The sequence below is a fragment of the Winkia neuii subsp. neuii DSM 8576 genome, assembly GCF_000420405.1.
Classification (GTDB): Bacteria; Actinomycetota; Actinomycetes; order Actinomycetales; family Actinomycetaceae; genus Winkia; species Winkia neuii.
This window is the reverse complement of the sequence record NZ_ATUW01000003.1, coordinates 48,148-64,919: the sequence shown is the minus strand read 5'-3', so window position 1 is coordinate 64,919 and position 16,772 is coordinate 48,148. Positions and strand designations below refer to the sequence as shown.

Annotated in this window: 14 protein-coding genes; 9 read left to right on the top strand and 5 right to left on the bottom strand. The window is 57.4% G+C overall.

Annotated features, from left to right (window positions below):
• Position 1: 1 nt before the first annotated feature.
• Positions 2–2,062 (top strand): ATP-dependent DNA helicase UvrD2, encoded by a 2,061-nt coding sequence (locus G437_RS0103560; RefSeq protein WP_024331221.1) that lies wholly within the window; start codon positions 2–4, stop codon positions 2,060–2,062.
• Here the strand turns inward: G437_RS0103560 and G437_RS0103555 are convergent.
• Together G437_RS0103555 and G437_RS0103550 are read right to left on the bottom strand one after the other, a co-directional pair.
• Complete coding sequence (locus tag G437_RS0103555) at positions 2,040–2,993, bottom strand: hypothetical protein (protein ID WP_024331220.1); 954 nt, start codon at positions 2,991–2,993, stop codon at positions 2,040–2,042. The two genes, G437_RS0103560 and G437_RS0103555, sit on opposite strands and share 23 nt — an antisense overlap.
• A gap of 85 nt (positions 2,994–3,078) precedes the next feature.
• Positions 3,079–4,596 (bottom strand): zinc-dependent metalloprotease, encoded by a 1,518-nt coding sequence (locus tag G437_RS0103550; protein WP_024331219.1) that lies wholly within the window; start codon positions 4,594–4,596, stop codon positions 3,079–3,081.
• 182 nt (positions 4,597–4,778) lie between these two features.
• Between G437_RS0103550 and G437_RS0103545 the strand changes: the two genes are divergently transcribed.
• On the top strand, positions 4,779–5,804 hold the full coding sequence (locus tag G437_RS0103545; protein ID WP_141739546.1) for a YlbL family protein: 1,026 nt from the start codon (positions 4,779–4,781) through the stop codon (positions 5,802–5,804).
• Positions 5,805–5,816: 12 nt separating this feature from the next.
• Here G437_RS0103545 and G437_RS0103540 read toward each other — a convergent pair whose 3' ends face one another.
• Complete coding sequence (locus G437_RS0103540) at positions 5,817–6,350, bottom strand: PPA1309 family protein (RefSeq protein WP_024331217.1); 534 nt, start codon at positions 6,348–6,350, stop codon at positions 5,817–5,819.
• 147 nt (positions 6,351–6,497) lie between these two features.
• Between G437_RS0103540 and G437_RS0103535 the strand changes: the two genes are divergently transcribed.
• Complete coding sequence (locus G437_RS0103535) at positions 6,498–9,485, top strand: UPF0182 family membrane protein (RefSeq protein WP_024331216.1); 2,988 nt, start codon at positions 6,498–6,500, stop codon at positions 9,483–9,485.
• 60 nt (positions 9,486–9,545) lie between these two features.
• On the opposite strand, the gene G437_RS0103530 is transcribed toward G437_RS0103535, so the two are convergent.
• Entirely contained in the window at positions 9,546–9,917 is a 372-nt protein-coding gene (locus tag G437_RS0103530; protein ID WP_024331215.1) for a fluoride efflux transporter FluC, read from the bottom strand.
• A gap of 1 nt (position 9,918) precedes the next feature.
• The gene (locus tag G437_RS0103525) at positions 9,919–10,380 is read right to left on the bottom strand and encodes a fluoride efflux transporter FluC (protein ID WP_051141876.1); all 462 of its coding nucleotides are present in this window, start codon (positions 10,378–10,380) and stop codon (positions 9,919–9,921) included.
• 34 nt (positions 10,381–10,414) lie between these two features.
• Here G437_RS0103525 and aroD point away from each other — a divergent pair, with 34 nt between their 5' ends.
• From aroD to G437_RS0103495, 6 genes are all read left to right on the top strand, one after another.
• Positions 10,415–11,101, top strand: a complete 687-nt coding sequence (gene aroD, locus G437_RS0103520) for a type I 3-dehydroquinate dehydratase (protein ID WP_024331213.1) — start codon at positions 10,415–10,417, stop codon at positions 11,099–11,101.
• A gap of 47 nt (positions 11,102–11,148) precedes the next feature.
• Positions 11,149–11,985 (top strand): inositol monophosphatase family protein, encoded by an 837-nt coding sequence (locus G437_RS0103515; RefSeq protein WP_024331212.1) that lies wholly within the window; start codon positions 11,149–11,151, stop codon positions 11,983–11,985.
• Positions 11,986–11,988: 3 nt separating this feature from the next.
• Complete coding sequence (locus tag G437_RS0103510; protein WP_024331211.1) at positions 11,989–12,645, top strand: TetR/AcrR family transcriptional regulator; 657 nt, start codon at positions 11,989–11,991, stop codon at positions 12,643–12,645.
• Positions 12,646–12,751: 106 nt separating this feature from the next.
• Positions 12,752–13,459: a biotin--[acetyl-CoA-carboxylase] ligase gene (locus G437_RS0103505; protein WP_024331210.1), complete on the top strand. Its 708-nt coding sequence runs from the start codon at positions 12,752–12,754 to the stop codon at positions 13,457–13,459.
• Positions 13,459–15,216 carry an ATP-binding protein gene (locus G437_RS0103500; protein ID WP_024331209.1) on the top strand — a complete coding sequence of 586 codons (1,758 nt, stop codon included), beginning with the start codon at positions 13,459–13,461 and terminating at the stop codon, positions 15,214–15,216. The genes G437_RS0103505 and G437_RS0103500 overlap by 1 nt, the downstream gene beginning before the upstream one ends.
• Positions 15,213–16,772, top strand: a complete 1,560-nt coding sequence (locus tag G437_RS0103495) for an acyl-CoA carboxylase subunit beta (RefSeq protein WP_024331208.1) — start codon at positions 15,213–15,215, stop codon at positions 16,770–16,772. Before G437_RS0103500 ends, G437_RS0103495 begins: the two co-directional genes overlap by 4 nt.

Here is a 16,772-nt window from a genome sequence, read left to right as displayed (position 1 = left end):
TATGGAACCTGCGAAGTTACTCGATGCCCTCGACCCGGAACAACGACGGGTGGCCCAGCAGGTCACGGGGCCGCTAGTGGTTCGTGCGGGGGCGGGCACCGGCAAGACGCGGGCTATCACTTACAAAATTGCCTACGCGGTGGCTTCGGGGGTGTATTCCACCCACGATGTCCTAGCCGTTACGTTTACTACAAGGGCGGCCTCGGAGATGTCCGCTAGGCTGCGTGCTTTGGGGGTTCCGGGGGTACAAGCCCGCACTTTCCACTCGGCTGCCCTTAGGCAGTTGCGCTATTTTTGGCCTACTGCCGTTGGGGGGCCGGTTCCTAATCTTCTAGATCACAAGGCCCCCTTGGTTGCGGCTGCGGCTACTAGATTGGGGTTGCGAGCCGACAAAACTACGGTTCGCGATTTGGCCTCCGAAATAGAGTGGGCCAAGGTTTCTTTGATTAGCCCTGCAGACTATGCCCAGACTGTGGAACAACTGGGGCGCGACATTCCAGCTGAACTCACTCCGCAGCAGGGGGCGCGCTTACTCAGCATCTACCAGGACGTAAAGAGCGAACGCGGGGTAATAGATTTCGAGGACGTTCTGCTGCTGACGGTCGGAATGCTCGCCGAGCGCGACGATATTGCGGCCCGGGTACGCGCCCAATACAAACATTTTGTGGTGGACGAATACCAGGATGTTTCGCCGCTGCAACAGGAACTGTTAAACCAGTGGATTGGCGGACGCAACGACGTATGTGTGGTGGGCGACGTGGCTCAGACCATTTATTCCTTCACCGGGGCCACTTCGAAGTATTTGGTGAATTTCACCAAGCGTTTTCCAGGGGCGGGTGAAGTTGAGCTAGTGCGCAACTACAGGTCGTCTCCGCAGATCGTTTCGCTGGCCAATAGGCTAGTCAGCAACATGGGCAGTAAGCGCAAGCCGCTGGCGGGGGCGGTGCGCCTCCAGACTCAGCGCGAAATGGGCCAGGCAGTCAGCTATACCGCCTATAGCGACGACCAAGCCGAGGCACAGGGCGTGGTAAGGCACATAAATAAGTTGCGCGAACGTGGCGTAGCGCTGGCCGACCAGGCGATCTTGTACCGTACCAACGCCCAGTCGCAGGCTTTCGAACAGGCTCTTTCCGAGGCCGGAATCGGTTACGTGGTGCGCGGGGCCGAGCGCTATTTCAACCGCCAAGAAATACGCAAAGCCATGGTCCTAATCCGTTCTATGGCAAAGGCCGGCTCACCGGTTGCGCTGACTCAGGCGGTTGCCGACGCTGCCTCGTCGGTGGGGTGGACTGCGAAACCTCCAGCTGGTACCGGAGCAGTTCGCGAACGCTGGGATGCTTTAGACGCACTAGTGCGCCTTGGCGAAGACCGAGCCGAAAAAGGAATGGGGTTGCGCGATTTTGTCGCTGAACTAGAAGAGCGGGCACAATCGGCGAATGCGCCTCAAATTAACGGGGTTACCCTGTCTTCCGTGCATGCGGCAAAGGGACTCGAATGGGCGGCGGTATTTTTCGTGGGGGTTAGCGAAGGGCTATTTCCTATTTCGCAGGCGGATACGCCCGAGCAGATTGCTGAAGAACAGCGCCTTGCCTACGTGGGTGCCACGCGCGCCCGCGACTACCTATATGTTTCCTACGCCAAGGCCCGCTCTGAAGGGCGGCGTGCCTCGCGCAAGCCCTCGCGCTTCTTCGACGGGATCTGGCCTGCGGACACCGTCAAGAATCCTCCCGCAGTGCGGGCCGGTGGCAGAGCTGCAGCAAAAGAATTTGACCAGGAGGCTAGCGCAGAGCAGAAGGAGTTATTCCAGAAACTGCGTGCCTGGCGGAAGCTAGTAGCGGCAGGACTGTCGAAGCCAGCTTTCACCGTGCTAACTGATGTGACACTGCGTGACACCGCCATAGTACGCCCGGCTACGGTAAAGCAGCTCTCGCTTATCCGCGGCATCGGAAGGGTAAAACTTGATCAGTACGGCGCTGCCATTTTGGGAATTGTGCGTGGGGAAGATCCAGAGCGCTTGGCGGCTAAAACGTTGCGGGAATTTATTGATTTGGCGGCAGATTAGGGCAGCAGCCGCAGGCGGGCTCTAAATGCCAGCGGTCGTAAGTAGGCAAAGGGCTCGAGGCCGAAAAGGTCCACGTGGCTCCCACCGTGGCAGGTGTGTGCCCGCGGGCTAAATCAGCCGCCTGTCGCGCCACAAAGGCGGCCACAGTCTGGGTGAGTATAGATTCTGCCTGGTGAGGGGCTGTTTTGTTGAGCATGCACTGCAAGTTAGCCCAGTAGGGATCGGTTCTTTGACGAGCAATATCCACGCAGTTGGTACATGCACTCACCGAGGGCAGTACCAGTGGTCCAACCTGGATCGACGAATCGAGGACGGTGACTATTAGGTGGGCTATGCCATCGAACATGTAGCCTAATACGCGATCCGCCGGCACGGCGGGGGAGGCAACAATTATGGCCAGATTAGCTGGCCCCCGAAAGCTGCGGGAATGGCCTTCAAGATGCTGGCGCACCGCCTGTTCGCGGGGCTTGCCGCCGTCGTGGGAATTGTAGAATAGCCCAATGTCCTTATCGGTAACCGCGGTAGGATCACGCGGATCTATGCGCAGAAAACCTGCCTGTGAGAGTAGCAGGCAAATTTGGGCTCCCAAAGTGGGCAGGCCCTCGACACGGGTGCGCAGGTAGGCACGGTCCTTTACTCCTTTAAAACTGCCGGTTTGCCGAGCCCACCATTCCTGATCCGGCCCATCGGGGCGAGCGTGGCTATCCCACACCAGATTGGCCTCTTTGAGCAGCTGCCAAATCTCGTTGTATTCGGCCTCGGGTAACGACCTGCGGCGTTTAGTACCAGTGGGAGTGGAAGCCAAACTGAAAAGGTAGGCGCGTTGGGCATCAGTCAGCCCTCTTATACGGCAGGCAAGGGGTGGGGCAGTGCCCAGCTGTAGGGCATTACCTGGCAGCGGTACTACTGATATTCCCGGTTTTAGTTTCATACCTCCCCTTTCCCTTCAAGGGTGGCACGAGCCCGCCGGAAAATTTTAGGGCAGCAAAAACCTGTGGAAAAACCTGTGGGTAAAGTTACTTCCGGGGGCCTTCGCCCTCGTCAGATTCGTCTGTGTCGGAGTCAGAATCGTCTCCGTCTATTTGCTGCTGGCCTGCTGATTCATCGCCGGCATCCAAACCTTCGGCATAACCCAGAGTGCCCTGCAAGAGTGCCTCTAATTCGGCATCCACCTGCGCGTCGGCAGCGGCAGCCTGCTCGCGTGCTGCTAGAAATCCCTCGGGATTGTCTAGCTCAGCTGCAGTTGGCATCACATCGGGGTGAGACCAGTACTTGTCGCGCTCCTGCTGGCCTACCTTGTCGCCCAAAATTCGCCACAACTTTGCCGCGTCGCGTACCCGTTTGGGGCGAAGCTCGAGCCCCATGAGTTGGGCGAGCACCTGTTCGGCAGGACCGCCCTGAGCACGTCTGCGGCGCATCATCTCTTGTAGCGGTGCCGCTGCGGGCAGATAGGCGCTGCAGGCTCGTGCAGTCACTTCTTCTACCCAGCCTTCAACCACTGCCAAAATAGTTTCCACCTCTTGCTTTGCCCGATCCTGGGCAGGCGAAGATGAAGGTGAAAGCATGCCCGAGGACACCGCGTCCTGGATTTGCGCTGGGTCCATGGTCTGCAGGTCGCGGACAGCACTCTCGATATGGCCAAAATCTATCTGAATTTCCTCGGAATATTTGGTTATTGCGCCGAGCAAATACGAACGAAGCCAGGGGGCGGCATGGTATAGACGCGCAGAGGCGGCCTCGCGTACAGCCAAATACTGCAGCACGTCAGAGGCGCTAATACCCAGGTCAGTGCCGAATTCATCCACATTCGAAACCACCAAAGCGGTGAGCGAAGTAGTAGAAAGCGGCAGCCCCACGTCGGTAGATCCCAGGGCCTGCCCAGCTAAGGTGCCGATTGCCTGGCCAATCTGCATAGCAAACACGGAACCAGACATGCGCCGCACCAGCTCTGCGGGATTCATTTTGCCCAGTGCACCCGAAATTCCTAGCCCCGGAATAGAAAAGGAGCCCTCGGCATCTTCCAGACCTAGCCGCCCCAGCTGTTGGGAAAGTGCCTGGGTCATGGCGTCGGAGGCATGGGTGGCCACCGGCATGCACATAACCTTCCACGTGGGTAGGGTTTGGCGGACCCACTCCGCACGCGACCAGGCGTGCCGGTTAGCCTTTCCCGGCGAAAGCGCAGTCACTGAATCTAGCCACAAATCGGCTACGGACAAGGCCTGCCTCACCTGGGCCGCTTGAGCGGCGGTGGGGGCCGGATCTGAATCTTTGGCCCCGGTGGAAATAGCAATCTGGCTTACCACGTCCCAATCCAGCACCTCTCCGGATCCAGAAAACAGCTGAGTCACAGATTGGACAAGGCGCTGGATCTGCGCCGGATCTGTGGGCAACTTTGCCCCGCCCGTAATTGCCTGCGGGTCGAGCCCGCTGGCACGCATTTGCTCGAGCATTTGCTCGGCTGCCTGATCGCCGAGCAATTGGCGAAGCATCTGCTCGATTCCAGAAAGGTCGTCGTTGCTGTTGGTATCGGCCATATTCGATTCCCCCACTAATTGCTTGCCACTAGCTTACAGGCCGTCGCCCGCAAGCTTTTGCCGAGGGCGGCCATTATCGCCCTCGGAGGAAGTAAACGAAGAATGCGCTAGAGGAACAATGTTGGCACAATGGAACGGTGCAAAAAAATCAGCCTTGGTATCGCCGTAAACTGACGCTCGGGGTGAGCATAGTGATAGCCCTACTTTTGGTTGCGCTGGCAATCCCCATGCCCTACGTCATTGAAAAGCCTGGTCCCACCTTCGACGTGTTAGGAAAACAGGGGAAAAAGGACGTTATCACCATCGAAGGTTCTAAAACTTACCCAACCAAGGGGGCATTGCGCATGGTTACCGTGTCTATGCGCGGGGGCCCGGGAGCACAGGTGTCGCTGGCAGAGCTAGGTTTCGCCCTCACCCAAAAGACATCGCAGATAACTCCCCAGGAGGAAGTATTTCCCAAGCACGTCACCCGTGAACAAATTCAGCAGTTGTCGGCGGCCCAGATGCAAGGCTCCCAACAGAGTGCCGAGGCAGCGGCCCTGGCCGAGCTGGGCTACCGTGTTCCAGCTACCTTCGAAGTCAGTGCCGTCGCCAAAGGCACAGATGCCCAGGAAAAGCTGAAAGAGGGCGACCAAATAGTGGGGATATCAGCCGGCTCAAAGTCTGTGCGCACTGACACGGCGGGCTCGATCTTTGCCTTTCTGAAGCAGATCCCGCCAAAAACTAGCGTGCGTGTTCAGCTCAAGCGGGCTGGCAAAGAACAGGCTGTCGACGTAACTACCTCTAAAGCTGAGGGGCGAGCAGGCTCCGTGTTGGGCGTGGGCTTAAATCCAAAACTCACCCTGCCAGTAAAAGTGAACATTTCGCTTGCCGACGTCGGCGGCCCCAGCGCTGGCACTATCTTTGCACTGGGAATAATCGACCAGCTCACGCCCGGAGCCATGACCGGGGGCAGGCAGATCGCCGGCACAGGGGCCATCCGGATGGACGGGCAGGTTGAACCTATCGGGGGAGTGGCTCAAAAAATGGCCGGCGCACGTGCGGACGGCGCCGAGTATTTTCTGGTTCCGAAGGCCAATTGTGCTGACACAGTTGGCAAAATTCCCACCGGGCTAAAAGTAGTGCGAATCGACACTCTTAAGGAGGCCCGCAACGCGGTAGAGAATATAGGGGCAGGCAAGGCAGAAGGTCTGCCCACCTGTAAATAGCTGCTACTGCCGCTAAGGCAATAGCGTCGCCTGCAGGGCCTTTTCGAGTTCTGGAACCAGCCCCGAGGAGGCAACTACCTGGTCCTCACTATCGTGGGAGCGAGTCCGCACTGCGGTGAAAGAAGCGCCAGAGCGCAATGCTCCAGCTACCATGCGAACCTCGTCGCGAGCTGGGTGCGAGAGCAAAAATTCGGTGCGCTCTTCGGGATCTTCGGGCGCTTCGGCCTCGACCTGCGGGGGAACTATGATGCGTTCTAAGGCTACTGCAGCGCCCTCGACCATCTTCGGCCACTCGATCTTAGCGAGCATGGCGCCAATGTCCTCCGAGACGTTCTCTTGAAGGACAGCGGTGAGGTTGTCCGGGGAAGACTCTAGCAGTAGGCGCATCTTCTCCTTCGACTGCTGGTCTAGGGCACCCGCCTCGTCAAGTACGTAGCGGGTGGGCACGAGTGCAAAGAGCGAAGGCGCCTGGTTCCAACCGAGGCCGGCCAGTTCGCGTTCAATGTCGTAAATCGCTGCGGCGAGCGCTTCTGGGGCAATATCCATGTCTAAATACTGCCACCTAGCGCAGGCGGTGCCCAATCGGTTACGCCTGGTGTGAACGCGGGCCCTCAGCGTGCGGGTAGCTGGAGGTCAGCAGGGAAAACGTGAGAGACTGGGAGTGATTTTAACCCCTACGCAAATAGGAAAGCTGTGAGTTCGAACAATCAGTTTCCCGGCTTCCCGGATTTTGCGAATTTCGGCTCGGGGCGCCCGCGGCGGCCCTCGGGGGCAAAACCGCATTTGCCGAAATTCAAAAAGCCGGGTCCGCTTGGGATTACCGTAATAGTTTTGGCAGCCTTGCTGCTGGTAATTGCTCTGATGGCAGGGCTGTGGACCGAGGTGCTCTGGTATAGCCAGCTCGGGTATTTACAGATTTTGTTCACCCAGTGGGGGTCGGCGGCCCTAATGGGGCTGGTGGGCTTTGCCCTCGCCTTTGCCATTGTGGTGGTGAACGTGATCTTGGCGATGCGTTCTATGGGGGCCAGATCCGCCAATTCGGAATACTCCAAAACTATTATGGGTAAGCCAAAGCTGTTCACCTTTGGTATTGCCAGCTTGGTGGGCATCTACTCGGTGCTGAAATTGGCGCCCTCTTGGTCGGTGTTGCAGGTCGCGCTCCATTCCACCCCGTTTGGGCGCAAAGATCCCATCTGGGGTTTTGACCTGTCCTTCTTTACATTCCAACTGCCACTGTTGGACCTGCTCTCGTCGGCAATATTGGCCATGGTGGCAACGGCTGCAGTGGCCACGGCCGTCATCTACTACATGGGTGGGGCAATCCAGGTCACTCCAAAGGTGCACGTTGCTCGCCGGGCCCGCATCCACCTGGGGATTTTAGCTGGCATTTTGTCCTTGCTGGTTGGGGTGCGCTACATTGTGGGCCGGTTTAATATGCTGGCTCAGCAGGGCAAGCCCACCGACGGTGCCATGTATACCGACATTAATGCGGCGCTGCCGGCGAACACTATCCTGGCTGTAATCAGTGCACTAATTGCGGTGCTGTTCTTTGTTGCCGCCTTTAAGGGGACCTGGCGTTTGCCCGTTGCCGGGCTGGTGGTACTGGTGGTTTCCTCGCTGGTCATAGGCTTTGGCTACCCGATGTTGATGCAGCGTTTCAAGGTAGATCCGAACGCTAAACAGCTCGAATCTACCTACATCCAACACAATATCGATGCAACTTTGGCGGCTTTTGGCATGGAGGATTTGGAATACAAAACCACCTCGGCAACTACTAAGGCCGAAGCTGGCCAGTTGGCTGAAGACCAAGCTTCCACCTCGCAGATTCGTCTACTCGACCCCGAGATAATTTCACCTACGGTTAGGCAGTTGCAGCAATCGCGGCCCTACTACACCTTCCCTGAACAGTTCGCGGTCGATCGCTACAACGTTGAGGGCGAAAAATCCGACACGGTTATAGCCGTCCGCGACATTAACCAAGACGGCCTCTCGAAGGGGCAACGCACCTGGGTGAACGACCACACGGTTTACACGCACGGTTTTGGCGCGGTGGCTGCGTTCGGCAACAAGGTCACCCCTGATGGGCTTCCTGCTTATTGGGAGCACTCGATCCCGTCCAGGGGCAAAATGGGTGAATACGAACCGCGCGTCTACTTCTCGCCTCGGTCGCCTGAATACTCAGTGGTAGGCGCTCCCAAGGGAGCGTCTCCTCAAGAGTTGGACTACCCGGACGACAATGCTGAATCTGGGCAGGTGAACAACACCTTTAAAGGTAACGGAGGGCCGTCACTCGGCAACTTCTGGAACAAGTTCTTGTACGCCTTGCGCTTCCAGTCGACGGATTTGTTCTTTTCGGATCAGGTAAACGAAAAGTCGCAGATTCTGTACGACCGCGATCCGTCCCTCAGGGTAGCTAAGGCTGCCCCTTACCTGACGCTAGATCGAAAGCCGTACCCGGCCGTGGTCGACACTGACGGCGATCCCAAGACCCCAAAGCGTCTGGTTTGGATCGTGGATGGGTACACGACCTCGAACGCCTACCCGTATGCCGAACACGTGTCGGTGGAATCGGTGACCGACGACTCGCGCACTAACGACGAGGAACAGTTCACCCCGCGTAACCAGATCAATTACATGCGCAACTCGGTAAAGGCAGTCGTAGACGCCTACGACGGGTCGGTTTCGCTCTATCAATGGGATAAGAATGATCCTGTGCTGCGCACCTGGCAGAAGGTATTCCCTGGCAAGATCAAGCCGATCTCGCAGATTTCTGGGGATCTAATGGCACACCTTCGCTATCCGGAGGATCTGTTCAAGGTGCAACGGAAGTTGCTCGAGACCTACCACGTCACTCAAGCCGAGAAGTTCTACACCGGTGGCGACCAGTGGAAGCTTTCTGAAGATCCCACAGTGTCGGTGCCCAAGAATGTTTCGGCCCCCGTGCAGCCGCCGTATTACCTGACCATGAAGATGCCGTCGCAACCCTCAGCAGAATTCTCGCTGACCTCGGTATTCATCCCCGGGGGCGGGTCTAAGCGGGCGGCAATGGCAGGGTTCTTAGCTGTTGATTCCGAGACTGGCTCTACTGCCGGTAAGGTGCGCGAGGGATACGGAAAGATGCGATTGATGGCGCTGCCGTCCTCAACCACTGTTCCGGGCCCGGGCCAGGTACAAAACAATTTCAACTCTGACCAGAGGGTTTCCAAAGAGTTGAACTTGCAGGACCAGCAGGGCACCAAGGTACTGCGCGGCAATTTGCTCACGCTGCCGGTGGGCGGCGGACTGCTTTACATCCAACCAGTTTACGTGCAGTCCACCGGTACCACTTCCTACCCGCAACTGCGTTCGGTGCTCACCTCCTTCGGTGACAAGGTTGGTTTTGCACCCACCCTTGAAGAATCGTTGAACCAGGTCTTCGGTGGGGATGCGGCCGCGTCTACCTCGTCAGTAGTAGGTGGGGAAGGCGCCAAGGAGGCCACTGCCGGGCAAAAGGAACAAAGCGCAGACCAAAAACTGCAAGGTGCTTTGCAAGATGCGAAGGCGGCAATTGAATCTGGCAACAAGGCGTTGGCGGAACAGAAGTGGAGCGAATACGGCAAGGCTCAAGATGCTTTGAAGAAGGCACTTGAAGATGCGGTAAACGCTGACAAGGAGCGTGCTAACGCAAAGGCTAGTAAGTAACCTAGCTCAAGAAGAGTGGGGGCCCGCAAACGCGAGCCCCCACCCCATTGTCGAAATGTTTTACAGCCAGGCTGCAGCTATGGCCATTCCGGCTCCGCACAGGGCCATCCCCAGCACTACCGGTAAAATCGCCAGGGCTAGGCCGCGAGCAATTTTTTGTTCCCTGATGGTGTTTACCGCTTCTAGCATCGCTGTCGAGAAAGTGGTAAAGCCGCCAAGAAATCCGGTCGTGAGCGCGTAGTGAAGAACTTGAAAATCCTGCATGGTCAGCGGGGCTAGGAGGCCGATTAAAAAACAGCCGAGCAAATTTACAAACACTGTTGCCGGCTTAGACCAAAAAAATTTGGCTATCGCATCCAGGCAGTAGCGGCATATGGCACCTACTGCGCCGGCAACACAGGTAACGAGTAAAACAAGAATAGTCGGCGTCATGTCAGTCCCTAACCCTAATGAGCCAAGATAGGCCTCGCTCTCCACAGAGCAGCCCGCTTACCGCCGCCGTCAATCCCAACGCGACTATAGCTCCGCCCTCGACTAGCCCCGAAAGCGACGGCCCCTGTGTCAAATCGGTTAGGGCCAGTGCAAAGGAGGAAAAGGTGGTGAACGCGCCCATAAAGCCTGTGCCGAATAGCAAGTAGTAGCGATCGAACACCGACGAGATGCGCCCGGCCCGAGCTTTTGCAGCTCTGCCCGCAATAAAGCCGAGTAAGAATGCCCCGAACAGATTCACTACGGCAGTGGACCAGGGTACCACCAGCCACTGCAAGGGAAAAGCTTTTTCGAGCATGTCCGTGAGCGCTCTAGCTGCGGTACCAAAAAAACCGCCGGTCCCAACCAGCAAGATATTTTTTATACTCCACACGTGCCAGAACGCTGCGTTCGTATTGGTGCGCATACACTCAGGATATAGCAATGCGTTTGGAGGGACAGTGGCTGAAGTTGCGCTGGGGTCGGTGAGCTTGGGCGGGGAAACCACCAAAATAATTATTCCCGTATCCGACCTAGAACAGGTAGGCCAGGCGGTAGGTGCAGGAGGGGACATATTTGAGATCCGTGCCGATTTGGCGGGCGCGCTCACTTCACAGCTGGCCTCGCGGCTGGCACCCTTTGGCCCGCTTTTGCTTACTCTGCGTTCTACTGCGGAAGGTGGGGCTTGTGCCGAGGGCGAGTATGCGGGGCGGGTGCGCGAGCTTCTATCCTTACAGCCTCAGGCAATAGATGTCGAGATCGCCCGCCCCGAGGCCGCGGTCCTCATAGAGGCGGCCCATAGGGCGGGGGTAGTAGTGTTCGGAAGCTTTCACAGTTTTTCCGCCACCCCGCTTGTGGACCAGGTGCTTGCGCGGCTAATCCGGGCGAGCGAGGCGGGAGCAGACGTGTGCAAGATCGCGGTAATGCCCCAACACGCTCAAGACGTTCTGACGCTGTTGGAAGCGTTGGCGCGGGCACGCCAGCAAATAGACAGGCCTCTAATAGGGATTGCGATGGGAAAACTAGGGCAAATAAGTCGCCTGGCGGGCCCCCAATTCGGGAACTGTGCCACCTTCGCGACTGCCGGCCCGGCCTCAGCTCCCGGTCAAATGGATGCGGTGCTCGTTAGGAAGGTTCTTGGCAACTAGCCCCGGATGTTCCCGCGAAAACCCCCTTTGTGTGGGATCGTTAATACATGGAATCGTTTGCTCTGCCTATTTCAGAAGCCACCCGAGACGGATTGTGGGCGCTAGCTAAAGATGTGGCCATCGAGGCCGCCCAGCTTGCTGAAAAACGCAAAAGCGAAGGCAAAGTAACGGTAGCCGCAACAAAGTCTTCACCCGTCGACCCGGTTACCGAAGTCGACCGCGAGGTAGAAGCACTCATCCGCCAAAAGATTTCTGCAGCACGCCCCGAGGACGGCATTATGGGCGAAGAAGCCGGTATAGACGGAGGCAAATCTGGACTCTTCTGGATAGTTGATCCGATCGACGGCACAGTGAACTACATCCGCCAAGTTGCCCCTGCCGCGGTCTCGGTTGCTTGCGTCTACGGCTCAGTAGATCCCACTACCTGGGTTCCCGTGGTTGGGGCGGTAGCTGAAATTGGCACCGACAGGCTCTACCACGCCGGAGCGGGCGGGGGAGCCTACCTCGGGGAATCTCCAATAGGCGCAAGCTCGCTCACTCGGCTGGCCCCCGCCCTCGTGGCCACCGGTTTTGGCTACGTGCGCGAACGGCGCCAAAGGCAGGGCAAGTTCTTGGCGAGTCTAATTGGCGACATTGCCGACATTCGCAGGTGCGGAAGCGCCGCCCTCAGCCTGTGCGCTGTTGCCAGTGGAACCGTCGACATTTACTACGAAGAAGGGCTAAAACCCTGGGATATGGCCGCGGGCGAACTGATCTGCGCCGAGGCGGGAGCGACAGTTTCCGACGGCTGCTCAGGGCGCCCGTCTGCAAAGATGCTAACTGCCGCCCCGCCCGAATTGGCTAATATTTTTAACCAGAGGATTTCGTCTATCTACTGGGAGTAAATAGTGGCAGAAGAGTTTGAAACTGCTAACAAACTAATCGATGCCACCCGCCACATTGTAGTTTCCGAGGGAATAGAAGGCTGTTCCCTAGAAAAAATCTGCGCGCGGGCAGGATTCACGCGCGGGGCGTTCTACTCGAATTTTTCAACCAAAGACGAATTGTTTGCCGCCCTCGCCGAGGACGAATACGCCAGGCTCATAGACGGGCTTACCGATACCGTGCAAGGGTGGGCCAAAGCGGGGCCCGGGGAAGTGACTATGGAGGCGCTGCTGGACGAAGTGCTAGAGGTTCTGCAGCTGGATAGGGACTTTTACGTGCTGCACTCCGAATTGTTAAATAGGTCTGTCCGCGATCCCAAGTGGGGAATGCGACTCGCCGAAATAAACTCTCAGTTTATTCGCCAGGTGGCTCAGGTATTAGAAACTATTGCCGAGGCAACCGGTCGGGTAGTGCACGTTTCTTCTATTTCGCTAGCTCACGCTGTCGTGGGCATAGCCCTGCGAGCGGCGAACATTGGTGCCATGAGGGCAGCGCTCGCGGGCAAAGATTTGCATGCGACTGAACCCGCCCAAGATATCGTGCAGATGTTACTAACGCTAATTTATGCTTCCACCACAGAGCCGGTGCAGCAAAAAGATTCGCATAAAATAGCCAAATAACCACTCATAGTAGGGGCATTCCCAACCCCGCAGATACCGAACGGTATTTGAGCTTGCCCCCCTCCTTCCGAAAAATGTCTAACACAGATCGACGGAAGGAAAATAGGTGAGCTCTCAGATAACTTTTCTGCCCGAAGTAACCTCAACGAATGACGTGGTTGCCGAGCTTATTGAGGCTGGCGCCCACCCGTTCGACATGGTTGTGGCCGCTTCGCAAACTGCTGGGCGGGGGCGCTCGGGGCGCAGTTGGGAGTGCAGGGCAGGGTCGGGCTTGCTTGCTACCACTTATTTGCACCTGCCTTCCTACGAGGTCGAAGACTATGGGTGGGTGACTCTGCTCGCCGGGGTGGCAGCCAAAAAAGCCGTCGCCTCTTTCGGGTTGCAAGTGAGCCTGAAGTGGCCCAACGACCTCCTTATTGGCCAGGCCAAATGTGGTGGCATCCTGACAGAACTGCACGCACCCGGGCAGTTCATCGTGGGGGTGGGAATCAATTTGACCGAGGCCCCGAAAATTGACAGGCCGACCGCCTGCCTGAGCCAACTCGGCACGGCTCCCTCGCCCCAGGAGGCTGCTCGCGCCCTCAAAGCACAACTGGAGGCTGTCTTTACTAAAGTCGCCCCCGGCGCCGAGGCGCTGGCCTTGTACCGTGCTAATGCTGTATTTGACGTTCCTGTGCGAGTACATGTTCCCGGGGGCGAAATTATTAGCGGGGTTGCTAAAGACGTAGACATAACCGGGGCCTTGATATTAGAAACTGATGGTAGAGAACGGGTAATCACCTGCGGCGATGCAGATGTCGTAAAGGGAGCCTGATGAAAAAGATCGAAAGAATTCTTATCGCTAATCGCGGCGAAATTGCGCTGCGGGTGGTGCGGACGATCCGAGAAATGGGGCTGACTTCTATAGCTTGCTACGCAGACGAGGACATAAACACCGCAGCAGTTCGCGAGGCTGACGAAGCTTACAGTTTGCCCGGCAAGAGGGCGGTGGAAACCTACCTCAACCAGGAGGCGGTTTTAGAACTTGCGAAGAAGGCGCGCGTAGATGCAATCCACCCCGGATACGGCTTTTTGTCCGAGAACTTCGACTTCGCTGCCAAAGTAGCCGAGGCCGGCATTACCTGGATTGGCCCCGATGCCAGTGTGATTCGTGCTTTGGGCGACAAAATAGACGCCCGCGCGCTCGCGAAAAAGGCGGGAGTACCAACTGTTCCCGGTTCCTCGGGGCCGGTGCGCACCAGGGAAGAAGCTGCCGAATTTGCGGCGCAAATTGGTTACCCTGTTCTGCTCAAGCGGGCCGACGGGGGTGGAGGGCGCGGCATCATCCGTGTAGATTCGGAGAAGGATCTGCACGATTACTATTCGGTTGCTTCCGAGCAGGCTCTTGACCTGACCTTCATAGAGAAGATCTGCACCCACGCCCGCCATGTGGAAACCCAGTGCATGCGTGATTCGCTGGGGAATTTTGCGGTAGTTTCCACGCGTGACTGCTCGGTGCAGCGGCGCAATCAAAAGCTGATTGAGGAAGCTCCCGCGCCGGCGTTGGACGAGCAGATAGATAAAAACCTGCACACCTGGTCGGAACAACTGTTCACCCACGCCGGCTACGTGGGAGTGGGGACCTGCGAATTTTTGGTGGCTGCTGGCAGGGCCTACTTCTTGGAAGTGAACCCCCGCCTCCAGGTAGAACACACGGTTTCAGAGGAGGTAACTGGACTCGACCTGGTAGCCGAACAGATACGCATTGCGCAGGGCAAGGCAGCCTCCGCGGTTCCGTCCGCTCGGGGGCACGCGATAGAAATTCGCATCAATGCCGAAGATCCGGGCGCTGAATTGGCTCCCGTGACTGGTACGGTGAAATCTCTTCGCTGGCCCGGCGGCCCGGGAGTGCGAGTGGATTCCTTCCTTGAGGAGGGGTCTGTAATTGGCTCTAACTTCGATTCGCTCATCGGCAAAATTACTGTGCACGGCGCCACCCGGGAACAGGCTATTGTGCGGATGAGGCGTGCGTTGGCTGAAACGGTAGTAGAGGGCGTGCCTACGTCCAAACCTGTGTTAGAGGCCGTGCTCTCGACCGAGATTTTCGCGCATATGCACCACTACACTTCGTGGTTCGACGAAGAAAAAATTGTCGACTCGCTGGGACTGGAGCCTTTTGCGCCTTCTGGCAGTGCCGATCCTGTGCCGGTAAAAATAGCAGTCGAGGTCGACGGCAGGCGTCACCAGCTGATCATCGACAACACTGTCCTTTCCGCCCTGCAGGTGGCTGGGCCTACGTCTGGGCGGCCGGCTCGCCCTCGGCAACCGTTGCGTGGGGCGCGCAAACAGGTGCAGGTGGAAAACACTGACGAGCCTGGAGTGGTTACTTCGCCTATGCAGGCAACTGTTGTGCGACTGCCTTTGGAGGACGGAGCTGAAGTTGCCGAGGGTGATCTAGTTGCGGTTATAGAAGCTATGAAGATGGAGAAATATCTGCACGTCCCCTCGGCAGGAATCGTGAAATACGAGGTGGCCCAGGGGGACACTGTGGCCGCCGGAGCAGTGATCGTAAGAGTGGAGGAAAAGAAATGAGCCCCACCTTTGATATAGACCGGGATACGTTTGCTGGCCGCGCTGAAGAGCTGAAAGAGCGCGCCGAAGAACGCGCCCGCAAGCGCCAACATGCTAAAGGGCGGGGCACTGCCAGGGAACGGATCGCCGCATTGGTAGACGAGGACACGTTCCACGAAATTCATACCTTCGCTGGCGGAAACATTGCCGAAGCCTACCTAGGGTGTGCGGTCATTACCGGATTTGGGCAGATAAATGGGCGCCCCGTTGCGGTCTACGCGCAGGATTTTTCTGTAAACGGGGGCACGTTGGGCGAGGTTGAAGGCCACAAGATTTGCCACCTGATCGACGAGGCGCTGCGGCTGCGCATTCCTGTCTTTGCTCTTCTGGATTCCGGGGGCGCCCGTATTCAAGAGGGCGTTGCAGCGTTGGCCCAATACGGCAACATTTTCAAGAAGATCAGTGAGGCCTCGGGGATTGTTCCGCAAATTTCTGTGATTTTGGGGCCCTGTGCAGGCGGTGCGGTGTACGGGCCTGCACTTACAGATTTCATTATTATGACCAAGCGTTCCTCGTACATGTTCGTTACTGGTCCGCAGGTGGTGCGGGCTGTGACGGGGGAACAGGTTTCCTCCGAGGATTTAGGGGGTGGGGACCTGCACTCCACTATTTCAGGGGTGGCCCACTACCTGGCTGACGACGAGGAAGATGCGCTGCAATTTGCCCGCTCGATCCTGACCTACCTGCCGCTGCACTGTGAGGAGGCCCCTCCGGCTTACGACTACGAAAATGATCCTGTGGCGGAGGCGTTGGCCGAGAAGGTCGGTTCGTTGGTGCCTACCTCTTCTAAACAGCCCTACGACATGATCGAAGTTATTGAGGCACTAACCGACTACGGAGAATTTGTCGAGATTCAGGAGCTCTTTGGCCGCTCAATAGTGGTGGGATTTGCCTGTTTCGACGGCCGCTCGGTTGGTATCGTGGCTAATCAGCCAGCATTTGACGCCGGTACGTTGGACGTAAATGCCTCCGAAAAGGCAGCCCGTTTTGTGCGTTTTTGTGACGCCTTCGGCCTACCCGTGGTCACCCTTGTCGACGTGCCCGGTTACCGTCCGGGGAGTGAGCAAGAAAGGGCTGGCATTATCAGGCGTGGAGCTAAGCTGATCACGGCCTATGCTACCGCCACGGTGCCACTGGTGACCGTCATCTTGCGCAAGGCCTACGGAGGAGCCTACATAGTGATGGGCTCTAAATCCCTTGGCGCCGACTTCAATTTTTCCTGGCCGCAGACCGAGATTGCGGTTATGGGTTCCGAGGGCGCGGTAGACATTTTGTTCCGCAAAGAACTTCGTGCTGCCGGAGAAGATGGGGCAGACGTAGCGGCGCAACGTCAAGCCTACCAAGAACAGTACAAGCGCGAATCCATAAGTCCGAACCTCTCGTTAGAGAAAGGTGAGCTGGATTCGTTGATCAATCCCAAAGACACTAGGCGCCTCATAGTTCGCTCCTTGGCGGTGCTGGAACGCAAGGCGCGCTCCTACCAGACAGTCAAGTATCACGACAACGCCCCCCTGTAG